At 45.7% G+C, this 23,628-nt stretch carries 13 protein-coding genes; 9 read left to right on the forward strand and 4 right to left on the reverse strand.

The window, feature by feature from the left end:
* The first annotated feature begins 382 nt into the window (after window positions 1-382).
* The 7 genes from JZY04_RS05290 to JZY04_RS05320 all read left to right on the forward strand — a co-directional run bounded on the left by JZY04_RS05290 (window position 383) and on the right by JZY04_RS05320 (window position 13,324).
* Window positions 383-1,411, forward strand: a complete 1,029-nt coding sequence (locus tag JZY04_RS05290) for a BF3164 family lipoprotein (RefSeq protein WP_122141801.1) — start codon at window positions 383-385, stop codon at window positions 1,409-1,411.
* Between the two features lie 31 nt (window positions 1,412-1,442).
* Window positions 1,443-2,333, forward strand: coding sequence for a signal peptidase I (lepB, locus tag JZY04_RS05295; RefSeq protein WP_122141800.1), 891 nt, complete (start codon window positions 1,443-1,445; stop codon window positions 2,331-2,333).
* Window positions 2,330-4,021: an O-antigen ligase family protein gene (locus JZY04_RS05300; protein ID WP_122141799.1), complete on the forward strand. Its 1,692-nt coding sequence runs from the start codon at window positions 2,330-2,332 to the stop codon at window positions 4,019-4,021. The genes lepB and JZY04_RS05300 overlap by 4 nt, the downstream gene beginning before the upstream one ends.
* Before the next feature lie 408 nt (window positions 4,022-4,429).
* Complete coding sequence (locus tag JZY04_RS05305; protein WP_005780239.1) at window positions 4,430-5,500, forward strand: efflux RND transporter periplasmic adaptor subunit; 1,071 nt, start codon at window positions 4,430-4,432, stop codon at window positions 5,498-5,500.
* A 26-nt stretch (window positions 5,501-5,526) separates the two neighbouring features.
* Entirely contained in the window at window positions 5,527-8,604 is a 3,078-nt protein-coding gene (locus JZY04_RS05310; protein ID WP_122141798.1) for an efflux RND transporter permease subunit, read from the forward strand.
* Between the two features lie 2 nt (window positions 8,605-8,606).
* On the forward strand, window positions 8,607-10,100 hold the full coding sequence (locus tag JZY04_RS05315) for a TolC family protein (protein ID WP_005780236.1): 1,494 nt from the start codon (window positions 8,607-8,609) through the stop codon (window positions 10,098-10,100).
* A gap of 20 nt (window positions 10,101-10,120) precedes the next feature.
* The gene (locus tag JZY04_RS05320; RefSeq protein WP_122141797.1) at window positions 10,121-13,324 is read left to right on the forward strand and encodes an efflux RND transporter permease subunit; all 3,204 of its coding nucleotides are present in this window, start codon (window positions 10,121-10,123) and stop codon (window positions 13,322-13,324) included.
* Between the two features lie 233 nt (window positions 13,325-13,557).
* On the opposite strand, the gene JZY04_RS05325 is transcribed toward JZY04_RS05320, so the two are convergent.
* Window positions 13,558-14,316: a 1-acyl-sn-glycerol-3-phosphate acyltransferase gene (locus JZY04_RS05325; RefSeq protein WP_005780232.1), complete on the reverse strand. Its 759-nt coding sequence runs from the start codon at window positions 14,314-14,316 to the stop codon at window positions 13,558-13,560.
* Between the two features lie 88 nt (window positions 14,317-14,404).
* Here JZY04_RS05325 and JZY04_RS05330 point away from each other — a divergent pair, with 88 nt between their 5' ends.
* Window positions 14,405-15,637: an exonuclease SbcCD subunit D C-terminal domain-containing protein gene (locus JZY04_RS05330; protein ID WP_122141796.1), complete on the forward strand. Its 1,233-nt coding sequence runs from the start codon at window positions 14,405-14,407 to the stop codon at window positions 15,635-15,637.
* Window positions 15,638-15,791: 154 nt separating this feature from the next.
* Complete coding sequence (locus tag JZY04_RS05335) at window positions 15,792-18,755, forward strand: AAA family ATPase (protein WP_122141795.1); 2,964 nt, start codon at window positions 15,792-15,794, stop codon at window positions 18,753-18,755.
* A gap of 172 nt (window positions 18,756-18,927) precedes the next feature.
* Here the strand turns inward: JZY04_RS05335 and JZY04_RS05340 are convergent, their stop codons facing one another.
* From JZY04_RS05340 to JZY04_RS05350, 3 genes are read right to left on the reverse strand one after another with little or no spacing between them, the layout of a single operon-like run.
* Complete coding sequence (locus JZY04_RS05340) at window positions 18,928-20,694, reverse strand: ABC transporter ATP-binding protein (protein WP_122141794.1); 1,767 nt, start codon at window positions 20,692-20,694, stop codon at window positions 18,928-18,930.
* 2 nt (window positions 20,695-20,696) lie between these two features.
* Window positions 20,697-22,421, reverse strand: coding sequence for an ABC transporter ATP-binding protein (locus JZY04_RS05345; RefSeq protein WP_122141793.1), 1,725 nt, complete (start codon window positions 22,419-22,421; stop codon window positions 20,697-20,699).
* Complete coding sequence (locus tag JZY04_RS05350) at window positions 22,418-23,584, reverse strand: metallophosphoesterase (RefSeq protein WP_122141792.1); 1,167 nt, start codon at window positions 23,582-23,584, stop codon at window positions 22,418-22,420. Before JZY04_RS05350 ends, JZY04_RS05345 begins: the two co-directional genes overlap by 4 nt.
* Window positions 23,585-23,628: the final 44 nt, after the last annotated feature.

Below are 23,628 nucleotides of genomic sequence, written 5' to 3' on the forward strand. Positions count from 1 at the left end.
AAGAAACTAACTATATGTATGTGCATATCAGATATTTATGGCTTATTTATTCCTTAAAAACGGAGGTGGAAGATGGAAGATGGAGGTGGAAGATAAATGGCTTAAAAACACGATCTTCCACCATGTTATTATATTGATTATTAGTGAATTAAACTTAAAATGGTGGAAGATGGAAGATCGAAATGCGTTTTTTGTAGGAAAGTGTCTTTTCACCACAGGATTGCACAATACGGAAACCTTCTTAATCTTTTGTTTCAATCATTTTTAAACAGGATCTAAAACATTTGGTAATGTTTTTACGAATAAGATGTGTTTATAATTTAAAATGTATTATTTTTGCGAGTATAGAAAAAATATCATAATATGTAGCCTTGACTAATATATGTGGAAGAAGTTGTTATTGTATGTTTGTTTAATAACTATTTTGTGTTCTTGTCAGAAACAACATAGTGCTTATGCACCTCCTACGTTTCCGGAAGTAAAGAACATACATGCTCATCGTTTGTCGGACGAACTGCTGATCAGCTATCCTTTGGATATGGCTGTTAGTGAGGACTATATCTTTATATTGGCTTTGGTTGATAATACATGGTTGCAAGTATATGATAAGAGCACAGGCCAATTGCTTGGAAGTTTTGTAAGAAGGGGACAGGGACCGGGTGAAGTGACTACTGCAAACATGTGCTATTATGATGCACGTGAAAAGAACATTTCGGTGTATGATGAATCTTCTATGAAGTTATTGACTTATCAGTTTGATAAAGAGGATGATAATTGGGGAACATTGATAGAAGAACAGCCTTTTTATAATTTAGGAGCTACAGTACGCCGGGTGTGGGGACTTCGGGATGATAAATTTCTGGTGGATGGTCAGTTGGGAACAAAGTCGGATCAGCAAAAACGTTTTCAGATATTGGCCGATACTGAAGTGTCGGCTGATTATAACGATTTTCCTATAGATACTCCGGAAGAACGTGCCGTTTGGTCATCGCCTGCAATTGCGGTATCTCCGGATTGTAAAAAAATGGTTGTAGGAACTTTATATGGAGGAGTCCTTGAATTATTTGATTTATCAAAAGGCATAGAATTAAAAGCAATCCGAAAATTTTATCCTCCGGTTGTGCAATATTTATCCGGAACTATCCAAAGCACAGGGGAGACTGTTTGGGGCTTCTCTGCGTTATGTGCCACGGATGAAAAGGTTTATAGTGTATTTATAGGTGACAAGAATCCCAATTTATTCAATAACTTATCTGTTTTTGATTGGAACGGTCGGGAATTAATCAAATATAATACTGATTGCCTCATTCTGAGAATTTGTGCTTCAATCCGGGAACCTAATAAACTTTATGGGATTGCTTTTTCTAAAACCCGGGAATTTTATTTGGTCTCTTTTACTTTCGATTCTTGACAGGAGATCGTATTAAAATATATATGTAGATATGAAGAAAGAAGTTTGGGTGAAACTGGTGAAACGAATCGGAAACTGGATTGTGAATATCTGTTTCTATTCTTGTGTGGCTTTTGTAGCCTGGATGGTATTACAGGTATTTTGCTTGACTTCTTTCAAGATCCCTTCAAACTCGATGGAACCGGCCTTACTTTCGGGAGATAAGATATTAGTGGATAAATGGACCGGAGGGGCACGACTGTTCAATATCTTTGCATCGTTACGGGGTGAGGACGTTCCTATCTATCGTCTGCCGGGCTTTGGCTCGTTTAAAAGGAACGATGTGCTTGTATTTAATTTCCCTTATCAGGATGGGAGTGATAGTATCGGATTCGATATAATGAAGTATTATGTGAAGCGGTGCATTGCTCTTCCGGGAGATACGTTGGAAATACGCAGGGGATATTATCATATCAAGGGGATAAAAGACAGTTTGGGGAATGTGAAGGCACAACATCGGATTTCTCGGGTCAGAAGGGAGGATTCGCGAGGGATTGTGATAGATGCTTTTCCGTGGGACGGGCGTTTGGGATGGACCATTCAGGAGTTCGGTCCTCTTCCGGTGCCGGCAAAGGGGCAGGTAGTGAAGATTGATACGTTGTCCCGTTTACTTTATGAAAGATTGATTCATTGGGAACAGAAAAAGAGATTGCAACAAAAGGGGAATTCAGTTTGTCTGGGCGATAGTGTGATAAGAGAATATAAGTTTATGGAGAATTATTATTTCGTATCGGGGGATAATATGGAAAACTCAAAAGATTCCCGCTACTGGGGCATGCTGCCCGAATCATATATTGTGGGAAGAGCATTTACGATATGGCGTTCGGATGATCCTTTGCGTGAAAAAATTCGTTGGGATAGGGTATTTAAAAAAATAAAATGACGGAGATGAAGGTAGATTATATACATATTATACTCCGTGGGGGACTTTTGGCGATAGTGTGCACATTGCTGTCTGTGGTATGGGTAAATGATCCGATGCTTCCGGCAGGTGAACTGTCCGGACAATGGGCTTATCTGGCAAAGGCCGCTATGGGGGCTGCTACAGGACTTTTATTGTTGGCTTTTGTCTATTATAAAAAGAGGTATGATATGGGGAGGGATTTTTATCAGGTAGTTGTCTGGAGTCTTATAGCGTTGGCTGCTTCTGAGGCTGTTTATGGATTAAGACAACTTTATGGTTTTACTTCTTCCCATCATTCTCTATACTCCCTGACCGGGTCTTTTTTTAATCCGGGGCCTTATTCCGGTTATCTGGCCATGGTCTTTCCGCTTTGTCTGGATCAATGGCTAAAATTGCGAAAAAGGATAAATAAAAACTGGATCGAGTGGACCGGATATTATGGGGCATTGGCAGTATTGTTTCTTATACTTTGTGTGCTTCCGGCAGGTATGAGCCGTTCGGCATGGTTGGCTGCCATTGTTTCCGGTATTTGGGTATATGGTGTACATAAGTCCTGGCTGATACATCTGAAGAGGATATGGATGCGTAAAAGAGCAAAGATGGTGGCAATTGCTTCAGTTTTGTGTATAGTTGTGCTGGTTGGAGGAGTTTGTCTGTTTTATCTGAAAAAAGATTCAGCCAGTGGACGATTGTTCATGTGGAAAATCAGTACGCAGGCTGTTATGGAAAAACCATTTACAGGCTATGGTCAAGGGAGTTTTGCACTTGCATACGGGACAGCTCAGGAAACTTACTTTGCAAAAGGAGATTATTCTCTACGTGAAGAACTGGTGGCAGGAAGTCCGGAGTATGCTTTTAATGAATATTTGCAGATTGCAGTCGAACGGGGAATTCCGGTTTTGTTCTGTTTCTTGGCTTTTGTTGGTTTTTGCCTGTGGCGAGGTGTCGGCTTGAAGCGTTTAGGCGTATGTGGTGGAATAATCTCGTTGCTGGTATTTGCTTTTTCTTCTTATCCGATGCAGTTGCCCGCCTTTGTTATCTCTTTACTGGTTTTATTGATGGCTTGTGTCGCAGATCGTTTTCTTGCCTGGCAACTGGTCTTTGCCTGTGTATTGGGGATTTCCGGATACTATTGGCAGCAGGCGGACGTATATAAAGAGTGTAAAGACTGGGCTAATTGTCGCATGTTATATCAGGCAGGAGCTTATCAAAGTGCCAAAGAAGGCTATGAGCGTTTATATCCGAAGTTGAAGAAAAGAGGGGCCTTTTTATTTGAGTACGGGCATTGTTTGCATAAATTAAAGGAGGCGGATGCTTCAATTTTATTATTAAAAGAGGCTTCTACCCGAAGTTGCGATCCGATGATACTAAATATTATTGGTAAGAATTTTCAGGAAAAGGGGGAATATGCTGAAGCCGAAAAATGGTTATTACGTTCCACTCATTTATTGCCGGGCCGGATTTATCCATATTACTTGCTGGCAAAACTGTATGCTGTTCCTGAGTATTTACAACGGGATAAATTACAAAAAATGGCGGAATTGGTCTTGACTAAAGAACCTAAAGTGCAGTCGACTGCCGTAAGAGAGATGAGAGAAGAAATTAGGAAGCTACTTGTAAATGTAAGTAACGAAAAAATCGTAAAAAGCAGAAAAGTAAATGATTAATATGTTTTAAATGCAAAAAAAAGTCTGCTTTTTCTTTTGGCATTTTAAATATTAGCAATTATATTTAGGGTCTCGATTGAGGTCATTCCGGCTTTGGTTTCAATGCCGGCTATATTTGTTCTCCGGAAATAGGATATCAGATAAGCAGGTTTCTACCGTGAAGAGGAATGAGTATAATAGTGAGAATAGAGGATGAAATGCGATAGGATTATCTGATTTTTTACGGATTAACCGGGGTGAAATGTTTTTTGTCCACCTCTGCTAGTAACGTAAAAATCGTAAATAGCAAATTATCAGTGTTTTAATGACGGTGCGCCAGTAGGATTTAGTCCGCCATTTATTTTGTGTGTTAGAAAATAACCAACTATATTTGCAACCATAATTAATAGAGAAAAGTTTAATAACATTATGAAAAACCAATATCCCTTCTATACGCTTTGCCTGGCATTGGCAATGCTGACAGCTTGTTCCGGTGAGAAGAAAGAAAGTGCTTCTGAAAAAGGAGTGGAAACTGTGTTGCCCGACACGAAAAATGAAGTGTCCGTTATGACCTTGAAGAAGCAGGTATTCAACCATGAACTGGTGAGTAATGGAAAAGTATCTGCCAAGGGAATGGCTGATCTGAGATTTGAAAGTGGTGAGGTGATAGCTCATATTTGGGTGAAGAACGGAGACCGGGTGCAGAAGGGACAAAAGTTGGCAGAGTTGGATAAGTTCAAACTTGACAATCTGTTGTCACAGGCAGAAGATGCTTTGAAAAAATCCGAGCTCGAGTTGCGTGATGTGCTTATCAGTCAAGGTTATCCGGCAGATGATATCAGTCAGGTACCTGAAGAAACCATGAAATTGGCGAAGGTGAAGAGTGGTTATGACCAAAGTAAATCGCAATATGAAATGGCAAAATACAATGCAGAGCATGCTACATTGATAGCACCTTTTGCCGGGGTAGTTGCTAACTTGTTTTCGAAGCCTTATAATCTGGCGAATACTTCGGAAATATTCTGCACGGTGATCGATATGCAGGGAATGGAAGTAGACTTTACCGTGCTGGAAAGTGAGTTGCCTTTAATAAAGAATGGAGATAAGGTGGTGATTAAACCTTATTCTGATGCGGCGACAGTACATGAAGGAAATATATCGGAAATCAATCCATTGGTGGACGATAAAGGAATGGTGAAGGTGAAAGCCCGGGTGAACGGGGCAGGCAGACTGTTTAGCGGAATGAATGTGCGTGTCAGTGTGCACCGTTCGTTGGGAGAGCAGTTGGTGATTCCTAAAAGTGCAGTGGTGCTTCGGTCGGGCAAACAGGTTGTGTTTACTTTGAAAGATGGAAAGATGGCTCAGTGGAACTATATTCATACCGCTCTGGAAAATGCTGACAGCTATAGTGTTGCCGATGGACTGACAGAAGGAGATACTGTAATTGTAACCGGAAACATCAATCTGGCACACGAAGCTCCGGTCACTATCATTGAATAAGGATGAATCACTAACACAAAACAATTATGATTAAATTCCTGATACAACGTCCCATTGCCGTATTGATGGCTTTTACGGCTTGCTTCATAGTGGGGTTGGTGACGTATTTCACGTTGCCGGTATCGTTGCTGCCGGATATCTCTATCCCAGAGATTACCGTACAGGTAGCAGCGAAGAATACTTCGGCACGTGAATTGGAAAACACAGTAGTGAAGCCTATCCGCCAGCAATTGATTCAAGTGGCTGCTTTGAAAGACATGTCCAGCGAAACACGTGATGGTGCAGGTATTATCCGGCTTAATTTTGATTTTGGTACCAATACGGATTTGGCGTTCATAGAGGTCAATGAAAAAATTGATGCGGCTATGAATTATCTGCCAAAAGATACGGACCGTCCGAAGGTGATTAAGGCAAGTGCAACCGATATTCCGGTGTTCTATCTGAACCTGACCCTGAAGACGGACAGTGCTTATGAAGAGACAGATCAAAGGGCATTTCTGAATTTATGTGAGTTTTCCGAATCGGTCATCAAGCGCCGTATCGAACAATTGCCCGAAGTGGCAATGGTAGACGTTACCGGATTGTTGGAAAGACAGTTGCAGATTGTGCCTGATATGGACAAACTGGCTATGCTCGAATTGTCTATTGAAGATATTGAAACGGCTTTGGCACAAAACAATGTGGAGCCGGGGAGTATGACTGTGCGGGATGGATACTATGAATACAACATTAAATTTTCTACTTTACTTCGTACTTCGGAAGATGTGGAGAACATTTATATCCGGAAGGGAGACCGTATCATACAGTTGAAAGAATTCTGTCGCATAGCGGTGGTGCCGGTTAAAGAAAAAGGAGTATCCGTTTCGAACGGAAAGAGAGCGGTGACTCTTGCCATCATTAAGCAAGCTGACGAAAACATGGATAAAATGAAGGAGGCACTGTCGGAAACGATGGACTATTTCAAAAAGATCTATCCGGATATCGAGTTTAGTGTGAGCCGAAATCAAACTGAACTGCTGGATTATACGATATCCAATCTCCAGCAGAATCTTTCACTTGGTTTCTTCTTTATTTGTATTGTTGCCGTACTGTTCCTGGGCGATATCAAATCTCCTTTTATTATTGGACTGAGTATGGTGGTATCCATCGTCATCAGTTTCTTGTTTTTCTACTTGTGTAAGATGTCTCTCAACATCATCTCCCTGTCCGGATTGATCCTTGCATTGGGTATGATGATCGACAGTTCGATTATTGTAACTGAAAATATATCACAATACCGGGAAAAGGGCTATTCGTTGAGGAGAGCCTGTGTGGCAGGAACAAGCGAGGTGGTAACTCCTATGCTTAGTTCTTCTTTTACGACAATTGCCGTATTTGTGCCTTTGGTATTTATGAGCGGTATCGCAGGTGCTATTTTTTACGATCAGGCCTTTGCCGTAACGGTAGGACTGATGGTTTCATATTTTACAGGTATCATGTTGCTTCCTGTTTTGTATATGTTGGTCTATCGTACCGGAATAAAAGGAGGCCCGAAATGGCTGAGGCTGAAGATTAACAATCCGTTGAAAGAACATACCTTGGATCGTTTCTATGATAAAGGAGTCGATTGGGTATTTAGCCATAAAACGCTGAGTGTACTGTTCTGCGTTATTTCTTTCCCGCTATGTATTTTCTTTTTCTTCTTTATTGATAAGGAGAGAATGCCGGACATCGATGAAAATGAATTGATCACCCGTATCGAATGGAACGAGAACATCCATGTGGACGAAAATCAGCGTCGTGTAGACGAGTTGTTCCGTGAGTTGCAGGGGCAATCTGTAGAGCAGACGGCCTCCATCGGACTGCAGGATTACATCTTAAATCGTGAGCAGGAGTTGTCGTCATCAGAGGCAGAACTGTATTTTAAGACAGAAACTTCGAAGGAGATTGCTCCGTTGCAGTCAGAGATTTATAAAAGGCTGAAAGAGCGCTATCCCTTGGCGGTAATTTCGTTTTCTCCACCAGAGACTGTTTTTGAGAAACTGTTTGTGACAGGGGAGGCTGATATTGTGGCCGAGTTGTATGCCCGTAATAAAGACAAGGCACCCGAACCTGGTACCTTACGCGGACTGGAACAGACGTTCAGGCAAAAAACGGGAATACCTCCGACGGGTATTGCTTTCGAAAATCAGTTGAATCTTAGCATTAACCAGGAAAAGTTATTGTTGTATCAAATCTCTTATAATGAACTGTACCGGGTGCTGAGAACTGCTTTCAAAGAGAACAGTGTAGCTATGTTGCATTCTTATCAACAATATCTGCCTATCAGCATTGCAGGAGACGAAAAAACGGTCAATCAGGTTTTGCAGGAAACATTGATTCAGACCCAGCCGGATAGTAAGACGGGAGAGGTGAACTTCATCCCCTTGCGTGAGTTGATAAAGGTAACTCCCGCCGAAGATTTAAAGAGCATCACGGCCGGAAGAAACGGAGAGTATATTCCTTATAGATTCTATGGAGTGGAGGATGCCGAACAACTAATGACTGAGGTGAAAGAAGTGACTAATGAAACAGGAGATTGGGACATCGGCTTTTCCGGTAGTTTCTTTTCCAATCAGAAGATGCTGGACGAGTTGGTCGTGATTCTGTTTATTTCATTGTTGCTGATGTATTTTATTTTGGCAGCCCAGTTCGAGAGCTTTATGCAACCCTTGCTGGTGTTGATGGAAATACCGATTGACGTGGCGTTTGCATTGGTACTGCTCTGGATATGCGGACATACATTGAATTTGATGTCGGCCATCGGGTTGATTGTGACTTGCGGTATCGTGATCAATGACTCTATCCTGAAGTTGGATGCTATTAATGAATTGCGTAAAGAAGGGGTACCTTTGCTGGAAGCCATTCACGAAGCCGGGCGCAGAAGGTTACGTCCGATCATTATGACATCATTGACCACCATCTTCGCAATGGTCCCGTTGCTGTTCTCGTACGACCTTGGATCCGAGCTTCAGAAGCCGCTTTCCATTGCCATGATTGGTACCATGACGATCGGTACACTGGTGAGTTTGTTTATCATCCCTTTACTGTACTGGTTTATTTATAGAAATAAAGTAAAACGATAGATATGAAGAAAAGATATTATATAGTAATGGCAACTTTGCTGCTTGGAGTTTCTGTAGCGAAGTCTCAGGATCATATAAAACTTGATTTGCAGAAAACGATACAATTGGCCAATGATAGTTCACTGGAAGCATTCCGCACACAGAATATGTATCTTTCCGGTTACTGGGAGTACCGGACTTACAAGGCCAACCGTCTGCCGAGCCTTACTTTGAATATGACTCCCGCCGAATATAACCGGGATATTACCAAGCGATACGATTCGGAAAATGACTTGGATGTTTATCGTAGCCAACAGTCGTTTTATGCTTCCGGTAATCTGGCTATCCAGCAGAATTTCGACTTGACGGGTGGTACTTTCTATCTGCAATCTCAATTGGGATATATGCGCAGTTTTGGCGGAAGTAAGTCGACACAGTTTACCAGTGTGCCCATCCGACTGGGATATTCACAAAGTTTGGTAGGATATAATTCGTTCAAGTGGGAAAGAAAAATAGAACCCCTTAAATACGAGAAAGTAAAGAAGGAGTTTGTATATAATGTGGAGGCTGTATCCGTGCAGGCTACTACCTATTTCTTTAACCTGGCAATGGCGCAGGCTGAATATAATCTGGCCAAAGAGAATATGGTGTCGTCGGATACGTTATACAGCATTGGAGTACAGCGTCAGAAGATAGCAGCCATTTCGAAGGCGGACCTGTTGACATTGAAACTGGACGTGGTAAATGCACGCAATACATTGCAAAATAAAGCGAGTGCCCTGAAACGTGCTATGTTTTCTTTGGTTTCTTTCCTGAATTTGGATAAGAATACGGTTATTGATATCGATTTGCCCGTACGTCCGCAGGAATTGGTGATACCTGTGGATAAGGCTTTGCAGATGGCACATGAAAACAATCCTCAGCTACTGGGATTGAAGCAGAATGTACTTGAAGCCGAACGCAATGTGGATAAAACCAAAAAAGAATCACGTTTTAATGCGAGTGTGAACGCCAGTATCGGTTTCAACCAGGTAGCTGATAACTTTGGGGATGTGTATCATAAACCCATGCAGCAGGATTTGGTGTCGGTCAGTGTCAGCATTCCATTGGTGGACTGGGGGGTAAGAAAGGGTAAGTATAACATGGCCCGCAATAACCTGAATGTGGTGAAGACTTCTGCCCGTCAGGATGAAATCAGTCTGGATGAAGAAGTGATTATGACTGTAAACGATTTCAATATCCAGCAAAACCTGATAACCAGTGCCGAAGAGGCACTTGATCTTTCCATTCTGGCTTATAACGAAACCCGCCAGCGGTTTATCATCGGGAAAGCGGACATCAACAGTCTGACTCTGTCCCTGAACCGTCAGCAGGAAGCACAGCAGAACTATATTTCCGCTTTGCAGAACTATTGGCTGAACTATTATAAGATACGTAAACTGACGTTGCATGACTTTGCTACCGGAATCCCGCTGACTGAAAAGTTTGACTATGCGGGGGGACAATTGGTGAGATAGTGCTACCTAACATTGAAACGATGGATAATCCTTCTAAAATAAAAGCGCAGACGAAAGCCTCTTCTTTCACGCTGATTGTCGCCTTTATATGCGTGGCGTTGATTGGTCTGGCCTTGATTCCCCTGCTCCCCGTAAAACTGAATCCTTCAAGAACTTTACCGGGTTTTACGGTACAGTTCAGTATGCCCGGCACTTCGGCAAGGGTGGTGGAGATAGAGGCAACCAGTAAACTGGAGGCCATGTTGGCACGTATTAAAGGTATAAAGAACATCTATTCTACCTCCGATAACGGTTCGGGGAGCATCACCATTGAATTGGACAAGTATGCGGATATAGATGCGGTACGTTTTGAGGCATCAACCATTATCCGGCAGACCTGGCCTCAGCTTCCCGACGGAGTGAGCTATCCCTATATCAGGATGAAGCGTCCGGACGATAATGCCTCACGTCCTTTCATGTCGTTTACACTTAATGCACCTTCTACTCCCATCTTGATTCAGCAATATGCTGATGAACATATCAAGACGAGGCTGGCACAGATTCAGGGTATCTATAAGATAGACTTGAGCGGAGCCACACCCATGGAGTGGGTGTTGGAGTATGATAGCGAACAACTGAGACGATTGGGTATTTCTTTGAGCGATATCCAGCAGGCTGTTGCCCGCTATTATCAAAAAGAATTTTTGGGTACTTATAATATAGAGTCGGCTTCAGGTGGTAAAGAGTGGATCCGGCTGGCCCTGATGCCCGAGTATAAAGAGGAAGGATTCGATGCTTTCCGTATCCGGGTGAAAAGTGCAGAAGGTAAATTGATCAGTCTGAACGAGCTTGTAACGGTGAGCCACATGGAGGAAGCTCCTCAGAGCTATTATCGTATCAACGGACTTAACTCTATTTATTTGTCGATTACAGCTGAGGAAACTGCCAACCAGTTGCAACTGAGTACACAGGTTAAAGAAGAGATGGAGGCAATACAGAAAGTGTTGCCTGCCGGATATGAGATCCACACAAGCTACGATGCTACGGAATTTATTCACGAAGAGCTGAATAAGATTTATTTGCGTACCGGGCTTACGGTCCTGATTCTGCTGTTTTTTGTGCTGCTTATCACGCTGAATCCACGCTATTTGTTTTTGATCGTGGTCAGTCTGAGTATCAATATAGCCGTGGCGGTGATTTTCTATTACCTTTTCGGACTGGAAATGCAACTCTACTCGCTCGCCGGTATTACGGTTTCGCTCAATCTGGTGATAGACAATACGATTGTGATGACCGACCATATCCTGCACCGGCGTAACCTGAAAGCCTTTATGTCCATTCTGGCTGCGACCCTGACTACAATGGGAGCTTTGGTCATCATTTTCTTCCTTGACGAGAAGATACGGTTGAATCTGCAAGATTTTGCAGCCGTAGTGATTATCAATCTGGCTGTATCTCTGTTCGTAGCTCTTTTCTTCGTACCGGCTCTGATCGAAAAGATCGGGTTAAGAAAGAGAAAGCGCCGTCAGACCAAATCCCGTTTCTTCCTTCTTCGTGCTTCTCTTCCGCGGAGAATAACAGTTTACTTTACCCGTTTCTATGGCTGGATGATACGTAAATTATGCCGTTGGCGTGTGGTTGTCTGCATCTTGTTGGTACTGTTGTTCGGACTCCCGGTATTTATGCTGCCGGAAAAGATGGAAGGTGAAGGGCGTGCCGTGGAATGGTATAACAAGACCTTAGGATCATCTACTTACAAAGAAAAAGTGAAACCGGCTGTGGACAAAGCACTGGGAGGCAGTTTGCGCCTGTTTATCCAGAAGGTATACGAAGGCAGTTATTTCACCCGGAACGAAGAAGTAGTATTGTATGTTTATGCCAATCTTCCGAACGGCAGTACGTTGGAGCAGATGAATGAACTGATTAAAAAGATGGAGATTTATCTGAGTCAGTTTAAGGAAATCAAACAGTTCCAGACTTCGGTGTACAGTGCCCGTCGTGGTAATATTAATGTCTATTTTACCAAAGAGCATCAGAATAGCGGTTTCCCCTATACACTGAAAGCAAATATTATCAGCAAAGCCTTGCAATTGGGTGGAGGCAGCTGGGGGGTATACGGTTTGCAGGATCAGGGGTTCAGTAATGATGTGCGTGAGGGAGCCGGTTCTTTCCAGGTGAAGATGTATGGATACAATTACGATGAATTGTATGAATGGGCTGAGAAGTTGAAAGCCAAATTGCTGACTCACCGACGGATCAAGGAAGTTATAATAAACTCTTATTTCTCTTATTGGAAAGACGATTATCAAGAGTTCTACTTTGACCTCAACCGGGAACGTATGGCACAGGAGAACATCAATGCCAATATTCTGTTCTCTACGATCCGCCCTATTTATGGTAAGAATATGGAGATCGGATCGGTAGTGGCGGATAATGGTTCGGAAAAAATAAAGCTTTCCTCCAAACAGTCTCAGGAGTATGACATTTGGGCCATGCAATATTTTCCGTACGGAACGGATGACAAACAGTATAAACTGTCTGAACTGGCTACTATGGAAAAGGGACAAATGCCGCAACAGGTTGCCAAAGAGAATCAGCAATACAGGTTGTGCCTGCAATACGAATATATCGGTTCGGGGGAACAAGGAAATAAAATTCTGAAACGTGACCTGGAGGAGTTTAACAAAGAACTCCCGATGGGGTATACGGCTCAATCGGAGCGGGATAGCTGGGGATGGGGAAAGAAAGATAATAAGCAATATCTGCTTTTGCTGGTAGTGATTGCTATTATCTTTTTCACGACAAGTATCTTGTTTAATTCATTGAAACAGCCTTTGGCTATCATATTTATTATTCCGGTGTCATATATCGGTGTATTCCTGACGTTCTATTGGTTTAAGCTGAACTTTGACCAGGGAGGTTTTGCTTCGTTTGTTTTATTGTGTGGTATTACGGTGAACGCCAGTATCTATATTCTTAACGAGTATAACGCCATTCGTAGACGTTCTCCCCGAATGTCGGCCTTGAGGGCCTATACCAAGGCTTGGAATGCGAAGATCATTCCTATCTTCCTGACAGTTGTCTCTACGATCCTTGGCTTTATTCCTTTCATGGTAGGTACAGATAAGGAAGCATTCTGGTTTCCATTGGCCGCAGGAACCATCGGTGGGTTAGTCATGTCAATCATCGGAATCTTCTTCTTCCTTCCGGTATTTGTGCTGAAGAAGAGAGTGGGGAAACGATGAACAAATACTCTTTCCACCACAGAGGGCACAGAGTAACACAGAGAAGAAATGAAGTTATTGATTAGGGATATTCCTAAAATAAGAAAATTTAAGGCAACTAAGTCATTGCGAGTTAGTTGCCTTTTTTGTATCTTTAAGCGGGGACATTTACTGAATATCCCTGCTTATCAATAAAAAAACTTTGTGTTACTCTGTGCTCTCTGTGGTGAATCCTGTTCATCGTTCAAAACCGTTTATAAGTCTTGATCTTCATTCTTCACCATCCCTTTGAATTTATCGGGGAGTGCACTTTCTACAGCAGTATAGGCTTCTGCCATGGTAGCTTTAATGTTATCCGCTCCCTGACCTTTGGGGGGGATAGGGTCATGTATGGTCAGAATCATGCGGTGGCGGTGAATCCATTTGCCGGTTCGTGGTAGGATTTCAAAAGATCCGTCTATGGTCACAGGAACTACGGCAAGTTGGAGGTCGTCCGCCAGTTGAAAAGCTCCTTTCTTAAAATATCCCATATGGCCAGTGAAAGACCGTGCCCCTTCCGGGAAGACCACTAATGACACACCGTCCTTCAGAGAGTCTTTGGCCTGGCGAATGGTTTCAAGTACCTTCTTCGGACCCGACCGGTCTACGAAAATATGTCCGGCACTTTCGCATGCTTTTCCTACAAAAGGTATTTTACGGAGACTTTTCTTCATCATCCATTTAAAGTTACGTCCTAAAAAGCCGTAAATGAGGAAGATGTCGAACGAGCCTTGATGATTGGGTACGAAGATGTAAGAGGTTCTTCCATGTAGCTTTTCGCGTCCACGCACTTTTACCGGAATCAACAGGAAAAGGCAGATCAACTGTGACCAGATTTTCCCCGGATAATATCCCCAGATGTGGGCACCTCCCAATAATGAACCAATGATGGTGACAATCGCCGTGAGGATAGTCAATACTAACAAAATGGGCAATGCAATGCAGATTTGATAAATATAGTATAGTATCTTCATAATGATTTTGGTTTTAGCTTGTGCAAAAATAAACAAAATAATATTGCTGTCCTGAATAATTGCTAACTTTGTTTCAAATTTCAATAGCATGATACGTATACTACATACAGCCGATTGGCATTTGGGACAAACCTTTTTCGGATATGACCGGACACAGGAACATGAACACTTTCTGGACTGGCTGGCCGGTGTCCTGACTAAGAACAAAATTGATGTACTGATTGTTGCCGGAGACGTTTTCGATGTTTCCAATCCGTCTGCCGCCTCGCAGCGAATATTCTATCGTTTCATTCACCGGGTGACAACCGAGAACCCGGGATTGCAGTTGGTCATTGTAGCCGGAAACCATGATTCGGCTGCCCGGTTGGAGTCACCTCTGCCGTTGTTGCAGGAGATGCGGACGGAGATTAAGGGGATTGTCCGTAAGCAGGACGGAGAGATAGATTACAGTCATTTACTGGTAGAACTGAAGAATGAATCGGGGAGGGTAGAAGCTCTTTGCCTGGCAGTACCTTTCTTGCGGCAGGGAGATTATCCGGTGGTGGAGACTGAAGGCAATCCGTATGCGGAAGGAGTAAAGGAACTGTATGCTCGTTTGGTGGAATATGCTTTGAAGAAGCGGACGGACGGGCAGGCATTGGTGGCCGTCGGACATTTGCTGGCAACCGGTTCGGAGATTGCCGAAAAAGATCATAGTGAGCGCATCATCATCGGCGGTTTGGAGAGTGTATCGCCCGAGTCTTTTTCCGAACAGATTGTTTATACGGCTTTAGGGCATATCCATAAGGCTCAGCGCGTATCGGGAAGGGAGAATATCCGTTATGCCGGCAGTCCCTTACCTATGTCGTTTGCCGAGAAGCATTATCACCACGGAGTGGTAAAAGTGATTCTGGATGAAGGTTGGGCAGTCGAAATAGAGAAACTTGAATATACACCTTTGGTACGTTTGCTGAGTATACCCGCCAAAGAGCCAGCGGCTCCGGACGAGGTACTGGATGAATTGTGCAGACTGGAACTTCCGGAGAATGGACCGAAGCCCTATCTGGAAGTCAAGGTGAAACTAAGCGAACCGGAGCCGATGTTGCGGCAGCAAATAGAAGAAATACTGGAAGGCAAGCCAGTCCGGCTGGCCCGTATTGTTTCTTCTTACAGGCAGGCGGCAGAGGGGAGCGTGGAAGAAGAAATACTGGCTGCCGGATTGCAGGAGATGAATCCCTTACAGATTGTGAAAGCAACCTTTGAGAACAGTTACCAGACGGAGATGCCGGAAGAACTGGTAAAACTGTTTCAGGAGGCTTGCCGGACAATCAATTTAGAATGAATCAAATAAGAACTCGAGGCTGTGTCGAAACTCTTTTCACCACAGAGTATCACAGAGCTTTTTACTAATAATCAGTAACTTAAAAATACCTCTGTGTTACTCTGTGTCCTCTGTGGTGAGTTATGACACACCCTCTAAAGCAAACCGAATAACCATGAAGATACTAACCATACGATTAAAGAACCTGGCTTCCATAGAAGGAACCTTTGAAATTGATTTCCAAGCCGAGCCTTTACGTTCTGCCGGGATTTTTGCGATATCCGGTCCTACGGGAGCCGGAAAATCGACAATACTGGATGCACTCTGTCTGGCACTGTATGATAAGACACCTCGCTTTTCTGCTTCGGTCGAGAGTCTTTATATGTCAGATATCGGTGAAAGTCGGGTGAATCAGGCCGATGTGAAGAATATCCTTCGGAGAGGGACGGGAGAGGGATTTGCCGAGGTTGATTTTTTAGGAGCGTCCGGACACTGTTATCGTTCTCGTTGGTCGGTACGCCGGACAGGAAGCCGGGCTAATGGTTCTTTGCGGTCGCAGACGATACAAGTGACCGATCTGACTGCCAATCAGGAACTGCAGGGAACAAGGAAAGAGTTGTTGGCACAATTGGTGACTTTGGTTGGTTTGACTTACGAACAGTTTACCCGTACGGTGCTGCTTGCCCAGAATGACTTTGCTACTTTCTTGAAATCGCGTGAGTCTGCCAAAGCCGAGTTGCTCGAGAAGCTGACCGGAACGGAGATATACTCCCGCATTTCCAGTGAAATCTTTCTGCGTAGCAAAACAGCTGATGCAGAACTGAATCTGTTGAAAAGCAATGCCACCCTGATCGAACTGCTTTCCGAAGAGGAAATCAGTCTTCTTCAGACAGAAAAAGGGAGTCTGGTCAGCCTTCGTGAACAGGGAAGTAAAGCCTTGGTAGAATTGAATGCGCAACTATCGGTGCTGCATACTTTGAAGTTGCAACAGGAGCAGCGTGATAAGAAAGTGCAGGACATGCGGCTGGATGAAGAAAAAAGTAAGAAGCTCCGGGAAGAACACACACGCCAGTCCGACTATCTTATTCACTTCAGGGAACAGTGCGAAGCCGTGCAACCCGATCTTAGCCGGGCACGTGAACTGGATGTTCAGATCCAATCACTGGTCAGCCAATCTAAGCAGGCGGAGGAGGTCCTGCAAGGTGCTGAAAAGGCAGCGACTGCACAAGCCAATAAATTGCAATCTGTGCAGGGAACTCTGCATACTTCCTGCCATACGTTGAAGAACCTGACGGGAGAGATCGATCTACCGGTTACGGAAGAGACGGGGCTGTTTCTTGAATCTGTCCGGAACAGGCTGAAAGAGCAGGAAGACCACCTTGCCATTCTTCAGAAAGAGAACGAAGAGCGTGTGAACCGTCTGAACGCTTTTGGGGTTGAAGCGGTGACTGACGAGCAAGCCCGATGGATGCAGGAACAAACCCGTTTGCAGAATGCCCGCCAGCAAATGTTGGAATGGGGAAAGGCGAGGACAGAAGCCGAACGTCTGAAAGTACAGCAGGAAGAGGTGGTGCACAAACAAGAACAGATGCGGAAAGAAATGGCCGCTCTGACCACCCGGTTGGCGGAGAAGGAGACTGAACTGAAAGTGCTGCAACGCCTTTTTGAGAATGCCCGTATCGCGATGGGAAAGGACGTTAGGACATTGCGGCAGAATTTGCGTGAGAATGAACCGTGTCCGGTATGTGGGAGCACTGATCATCCTTATAGAAACGAGGAGCAGGTAGTCCATACCCTGTATCACAACATCGAATTGGAGTATCAAACCGCATCTGGTGAGTATCAGCAACTAAATAACCGGAATATCGCCTTGAAACAGGATTTGCTCCATCAGACGGAACTGTCCGGACAGATAACCGTACAGTTGCAGGCGTTGCTCCAGGAGGTTGAGCAGAAACGTCCTTCATCGGAAGAGGAGCAAAATCCGGACTATTTTGAGAAACAACTGCATACCGTACAAGGGAAGCTAAATCTGCTCGCAGAGAAAATGCGCCAATACCAGCAACTCCATAAGGAATGGCAACAGCACGAGGAGCGGATCAGGACACTTCGCTCGGCTTGTGAGGCTTTGCGTGAAGGTGTAGCCCGCTGCCATCTGTTGATGCAGCAAGTTCTGGCTGCTAAAGAGCAATTTACGTTACTGAAAACGGCGGAGATGACTGCTCGCGAACAGTTCCGGGTGGTCAGTGAGCGGTTGATAACTCTCCGTCAGGAACGGGCTCCTCTGTTGAAAGGCAAATCTGTCGAGGATGCGGAAGCCGCCATTCGGAAAAAAGAGAAACAATTAAACGACTCCCTGGAACAGGTGCGCAAGGAGGGAGAAGAAGTCCAGTCGCGTATTTCCGGCATACAGGGAGAGATCAGGCAACTGAACATTTCCATCGACGAACTGATGCTTCGGAAAGAACAGATAGCCGATCCGGAACATCTGCCGGAGACGATCGCCCGCCAGCAAGCAACCAATCAGGAGACGGAACGTCGTCTGTCCACCGTAGAGGCACGTCTTTTGCAACAGGAGCAAAACCAGAAGAAGCTGAGGCAGCTGGAACAGGAACTGACCGAAAAACAGGAGACGGCCAACCGATGGGGAAAACTCAATAAACTGATTGGCAGTGCGGACGGGACAAAATTTAAGGTGATTGCGCAAAGCTATACGTTGAATCTGTTACTGATGCATGCCAACAAACATCTGTCTTATCTTTCGAAACGTTACCGTTTGCAGCAGGTGCCGGGAACACTCGCCCTGCAAGTGATCGACTGCGATATGTGTGACGAGGTGCGTACCGTCTACTCTCTTTCCGGCGGAGAATCTTTTCTTATCTCCCTGGCGCTGGCCCTCGGGCTGTCGTCTCTTTCGAGCAATAACCTGAGAGTGGAGTCACTTTTCATCGATGAAGGATTCGGTTCGCTCGATGCCGATAGTTTACGCACTGTGATGGAAGCTCTCGAGCAGTTGCAGATGCAAGGACGGAAGATTGGAGTTATCTCGCATGTGCAGGAGATGAGTGAGCGCATTGCCGTACAGGTACAACTCCATCGTGCGGCGAATGGGAAGAGTGCTATCACTTTGACAAATTGATAATCGGAAATCGTTTGGCTACGTTTTTTCAGGGCGGACGGCGGGCTGAACGGAAAAGACGCCTTATTTTAGCTTTTCTGATTACCGGATGGAAAGAGAATTTTCGTGTTTGCCGGTAGAATGTAAGTGAGGCTCCGCAATCTCTTCCGTATCCTCCTTTGTGGCGGATACTTTACTTGAACTGCTCTTCGTTCAGCGAGTAGTATTTTCCTTTCAGTGCGAGTAACTCCTGATGGCTGCCTTGCTCGATAATCTCCCCGTGTTCCAGCACCAGAATCGTATCAGCATTGCGGATGGTAGACAGGCGGTGAGCAATAATCAGGCTGGTGCGTCCTTGCATCAATTGGTCCAGTCCTTTTTGAATCAGTATTTCACTGCGTGTATCAATGTTGCTTGTTGCCTCGTCCAGCAGCAGGATGGCCGGATCGGCCACTGCCGCGCGGGCGATGTTCAGTAGCTGCCGTTGTCCTTGACTCAGGTTTGCCCCGTCATTTTCGAGTAGCGTGTCGTAGCCCTGTGGCAAACGTTTGATGAATGAATGGGCCGCTGTCAGCCGTGCAGCCGCCACTACCTCTTCATCGGTCGCGTTGAGGCGGCCGAAACGGATGTTCTCCCGTACCGTACCCGTGAAAAGATGTGTATCCTGCAGTACGATGGCCATCGATCGGCGAAGGCTGTCACGCCTGATACGGTCGATGGGATGATTATCGATGGTGATCTCTCCGGACTGAATGTCAAAGAAGCGCGGCAGCAGGTTCAGTATGGTTGTCTTTCCTGCTCCGGTAGCGCCCACCAAAGCTATCTTCTTTCCGGCAGCCGCATGCAGGGATACTCCTTTCAGGATGGTTTTTTCCGGACGGTAGCCGAAATATACATTCTTCAAGGCTACATCTCCTTTTGTTTTTTCGAGTGTGATGGCATCCGGCGCATCCTTCTGCTCCGGTGCTTCGTCTATGATCTCGAAGATGCGTTCGGCTCCGGCAATGGCTGCCTGTATGCTGTTGTAGAGGCTCGCCAGTTCATTGATGGGGCGTCCGAATTGCCGGGAATATTGCAGGAAAGCCGCCAGTCCGCCCACGTCGAACCCGCGGAAGATGGCCAGTAAGGCTCCCACGATGGTGATGATCACATAGTTCAGCGTATTCAGGTTTTGCATGACCGGCATCATCAGCCCCGAGTAGAATTGTGCCTTTAGCGATTTCTCCTTTAGGCTTTGGTTCAGTATCCCGAAGTCCGTTTCCACTTTTTGTTCGTGTCCGAAGACCTTCACCACTTTCTGTCCACTGATCATTTCTTCCACATAGCCGTTCATCATCCCCAATGACTCCTGTTGTGCTTTGAAGTATTTCCGGCTTCGTTTTACGATTCCTTTGGCGCTGAGGAACATCAGGGGGACGGTAATCAGTGTTACCGCTGTCAGTATCGGACTGATGAAGAGCATCAGACAGAAAATGCCCGCAACTGTCAGTGCGCTCGACAACATGTCGGACAGGCTGTCGGTCAGTGCGTCGCTGATACGGTCTATATCATTGGTGTACCGGCTCATGACATCTCCGTGCTGATGGGTATCGAAGTATTTGACAGGCAAGCGTTCCATCTTTCCGAACAGTTCTTCGCGCATCCGGGTTACGGTGCGTTGCCCGATCTTATTCAGCAGAATATATTCGATGTAAGTAGCCGCTACCCCTGTCAGGTAAATGCCTGCCAGTACCAGCAGGATGCGTACCAATCCGTGGAAGTCTCCCGGCAGGATGTAGTTATTGATAATCGGTCGGAGCATGTACGATCCGGTGAGATTGGCTGCGATGCTCACAACGATCAGTACACCGATTACGATCAGCAACCGTCGGTCGCAGGCCACGTATGATACCAGGCGGAGGAAAGTTTTCTTTCCCGCCTTAGGCTTTCCGCTGTATTTCAGATGATCTCCGTGTGCCATGGTCAGATAACGATTTGTTGTGAGTGATAGATTTCCCGGTACATCTCCGAGCGTTCCAGCAATTCTTCCGGTGTTCCGATGGATTCTACCTCTCCGTCGTCCAGCAGAATGACCCGGTTGGCCGATTGCATGGTATATATGCGTTGCGTGATGATAAGCACCGTGGTATCGTGCAGCCATGCATTCAGGTTGTTCCGGATGCGGAGTTCTGTTTCAGAGTCTACGGCACTGGTGCTATCATCCAGTATCAATATCTTGGGTTTACGCAGCAAAGCCCTGGCGATGCAGATGCGTTGCTTCTGTCCGCCGGAAAGGTTTACTCCGCCCCGTCCTAACTGCGTGTCATATCCGGCAGGCAGCGAGCGGATGAACTCATGGGCTTCGGCGGCACGTGCGGCCTCTTCAAGTTCTTCCTGTGTGGCATCGGGTTTTCCCCACCGCAGGTTTTCTGCAATGGTTCCCGTAAAGAGCTCGTTTTTCTGCAACACCATGCCGATGCGGGCATGAAGTTCGTGCAGGTTGTAGTCTTGTACGGGGATGCCGTCAATCCGTATTTCACCGGAACTGACATCATACAGGCGGGGGATCAGTTGTACGAGCGAACTTTTAGCCGATCCGGTAGCACCTGCCACAGCCACCGTCTCGCCCGGACGGACGTGGAAACTTATGTTCCGCAGCACATCCGTCTCGCCTCCGCCATAACGGAAGCTGACCTTCTCAAAGCGAATCTCTCCCTTTTCGATCTGCCGGGTGCTACGCATTCCTTCGGGCGTATCGGTCAGTGAAGGCTGTGTATCCAATACCTCCAGGATACGTTTCGATGAGGCTGAGGCACGGGCATAAGTCATGATAATCATGGACAACATCATCAACGACATCAGCACTTGTGCCAGATAGTTGACAAATGATATCAGTTCGCCCACTTTCAACTCTCCTGCCATCACCTTCTGCCCACCCATCCAAAGGATAGCGATGATCGACAGGTTCATCACCAGTTGCATCACCGGAAAAATGGCGACAATGATGTTGGAAGCGTGAATCACCGTGTCGCGCAGGCTTTCGCTCTTGTCCTTGAACTTGTGTGCTTCGAAGTCCTCCCGCACAAATGATTTCACCACCCGGATGTTGATCAGGTTTTCGCGTACCACCTCGTTCAGTTGGTCTACTTTCTGTTGCACTTTCAAGAAGAAGGGGAACCCTTTCCGCAGGATGAAGAATACACTGAAACCTAACACCGGGATGGCAGCCAGCAGGACGCCTGCCAGTTCCAGGTTGATACGTACCACGAAGAACACTGCCATGACGAGCATCAGCGGAGAGCGCAGCATCAGACGCATCGATACCTGGATAACTTGCTGAATGCGGCTGATGTCACTTGTCAGCCGGGTGATCAGTGAAGCCGTACTGAACCGGTCTATATCGAAAAAAGAGAGTTGTTGTATCTTGCCGAACAGCTTGGTGCGCAGATCGGTCCCGAAACCGATGGAGGCTTGCGAGGAGACATATACATTGGCAATACTGAATATCAGTCCGACAATGGAGATAAGTACCATCTTTCCGCCTACGGCAGTAATGACGGAGAGATCCCGTTGCATCACTCCGTTGTCTATAATATCCGCCATGTACATCGGCTGAATGGTTTCGCACATTACAGACACGAGTACCAGTAGCGGACATGCCAGCAGACTTGCTTTGTAGCCTTTCAGTATTTGCCAGTATTTTTTCATTTATCCAGTGTAATCACGGTAATCTCCGGCCATGCCCCGAAACGGAAAGGCAGTCCGACGAATCCCATCCCTACGTTTACGTATAGCCCCCGGTTGCCTTCTTTGTACATGCCTCCCCATTCCGGATAGATCCAGGAAGCAGGTGAATGATGTCCGATGGCCAGCTGCATGGCATGCGTGTGTCCCGCCAGCATCAGGTCGATGTCCGATTCGGGCAACACTTCACGTCTCCAGTGTGTAGGATTATGACTTAATAACAGTTTGAACAGGCCGTTTGTTCCTGCCTGTGCCTTGGGCAAGTCACCGTGCTGTGAGAAAGGAGGTTCTCCTTCGTTTTCTACCCCGATCAGGGCGATGCTGTCGTTTCCGCGGTGCAGTAGAGTGTGCTCGTTGTTCAGTAACACCCAGCCCATGTCGGCTTGCCGTTTCTTCAAGTCGTTCAGGTTGTTTACCTGGTCGCGTTTACTTTTCCATCGATAGTAGGGGCCGTAGTCATGGTTTCCCAGGATGGAGTATACGCCGTCCCGGGCATGTAGTTGCGAGAGTATCTCTTCAAATCCGTCCAATTCTATGGCCCGGTTGTTTATCAGGTCACCGGTGAATACGATCAAGTCCGGATTTTGTGCGTTAACCAGGTCCACCATCTGTTGCAGGCTCTTGGCATTTCCTTGCCAGCTCCCGATGTGTATGTCCGACAACTGGACAATGCGGTATCCGTTGAAAGCTTCGGGCAGGCGGGAAGAACGGAAGGTGACCTCCTTTACTTCAAAACGGTCTTTGCCCACCATCGAACCATAAAGTATCAGGACTGCGTTGAGCACGGCCAGTACCAGTCCGGTTGCTATAAAAGGAGTCCGGGGCCAGTGCAGCCATCGGTTGAACGGGCGTCCGATGATGGAACAAATCGTAAAGAGCAGTTTCGGAGAGGCAAACAAGAAGAAGACAACGGCGAAGCGTCCTATCCATAACGTATGTTGTTCGGCGTATTCATAGTTGGCAAAGAAAGCTAACGATACTACTCCCGCCATCAGGAAAAGAGTGGGGAAGAAGTAAAGGATTCGCCAAAAAAGACTTAGAGTCATTTGTTTGATAAATGTCCGGTAAATGTAAATGTCCGGCAATACAAGGATTACGATCAGAAAGCCTAAAACTCGTTGCAGCATATTTTCTTAGCTATGGGTTGAATAAATAAAAAGAGGCGTAGGGT

The sequence above is a fragment of the Bacteroides sp. 11BF genome, assembly GCF_019633765.1.
Taxonomy (GTDB): Bacteria; Bacteroidota; Bacteroidia; order Bacteroidales; family Bacteroidaceae; genus Bacteroides; species Bacteroides hominis.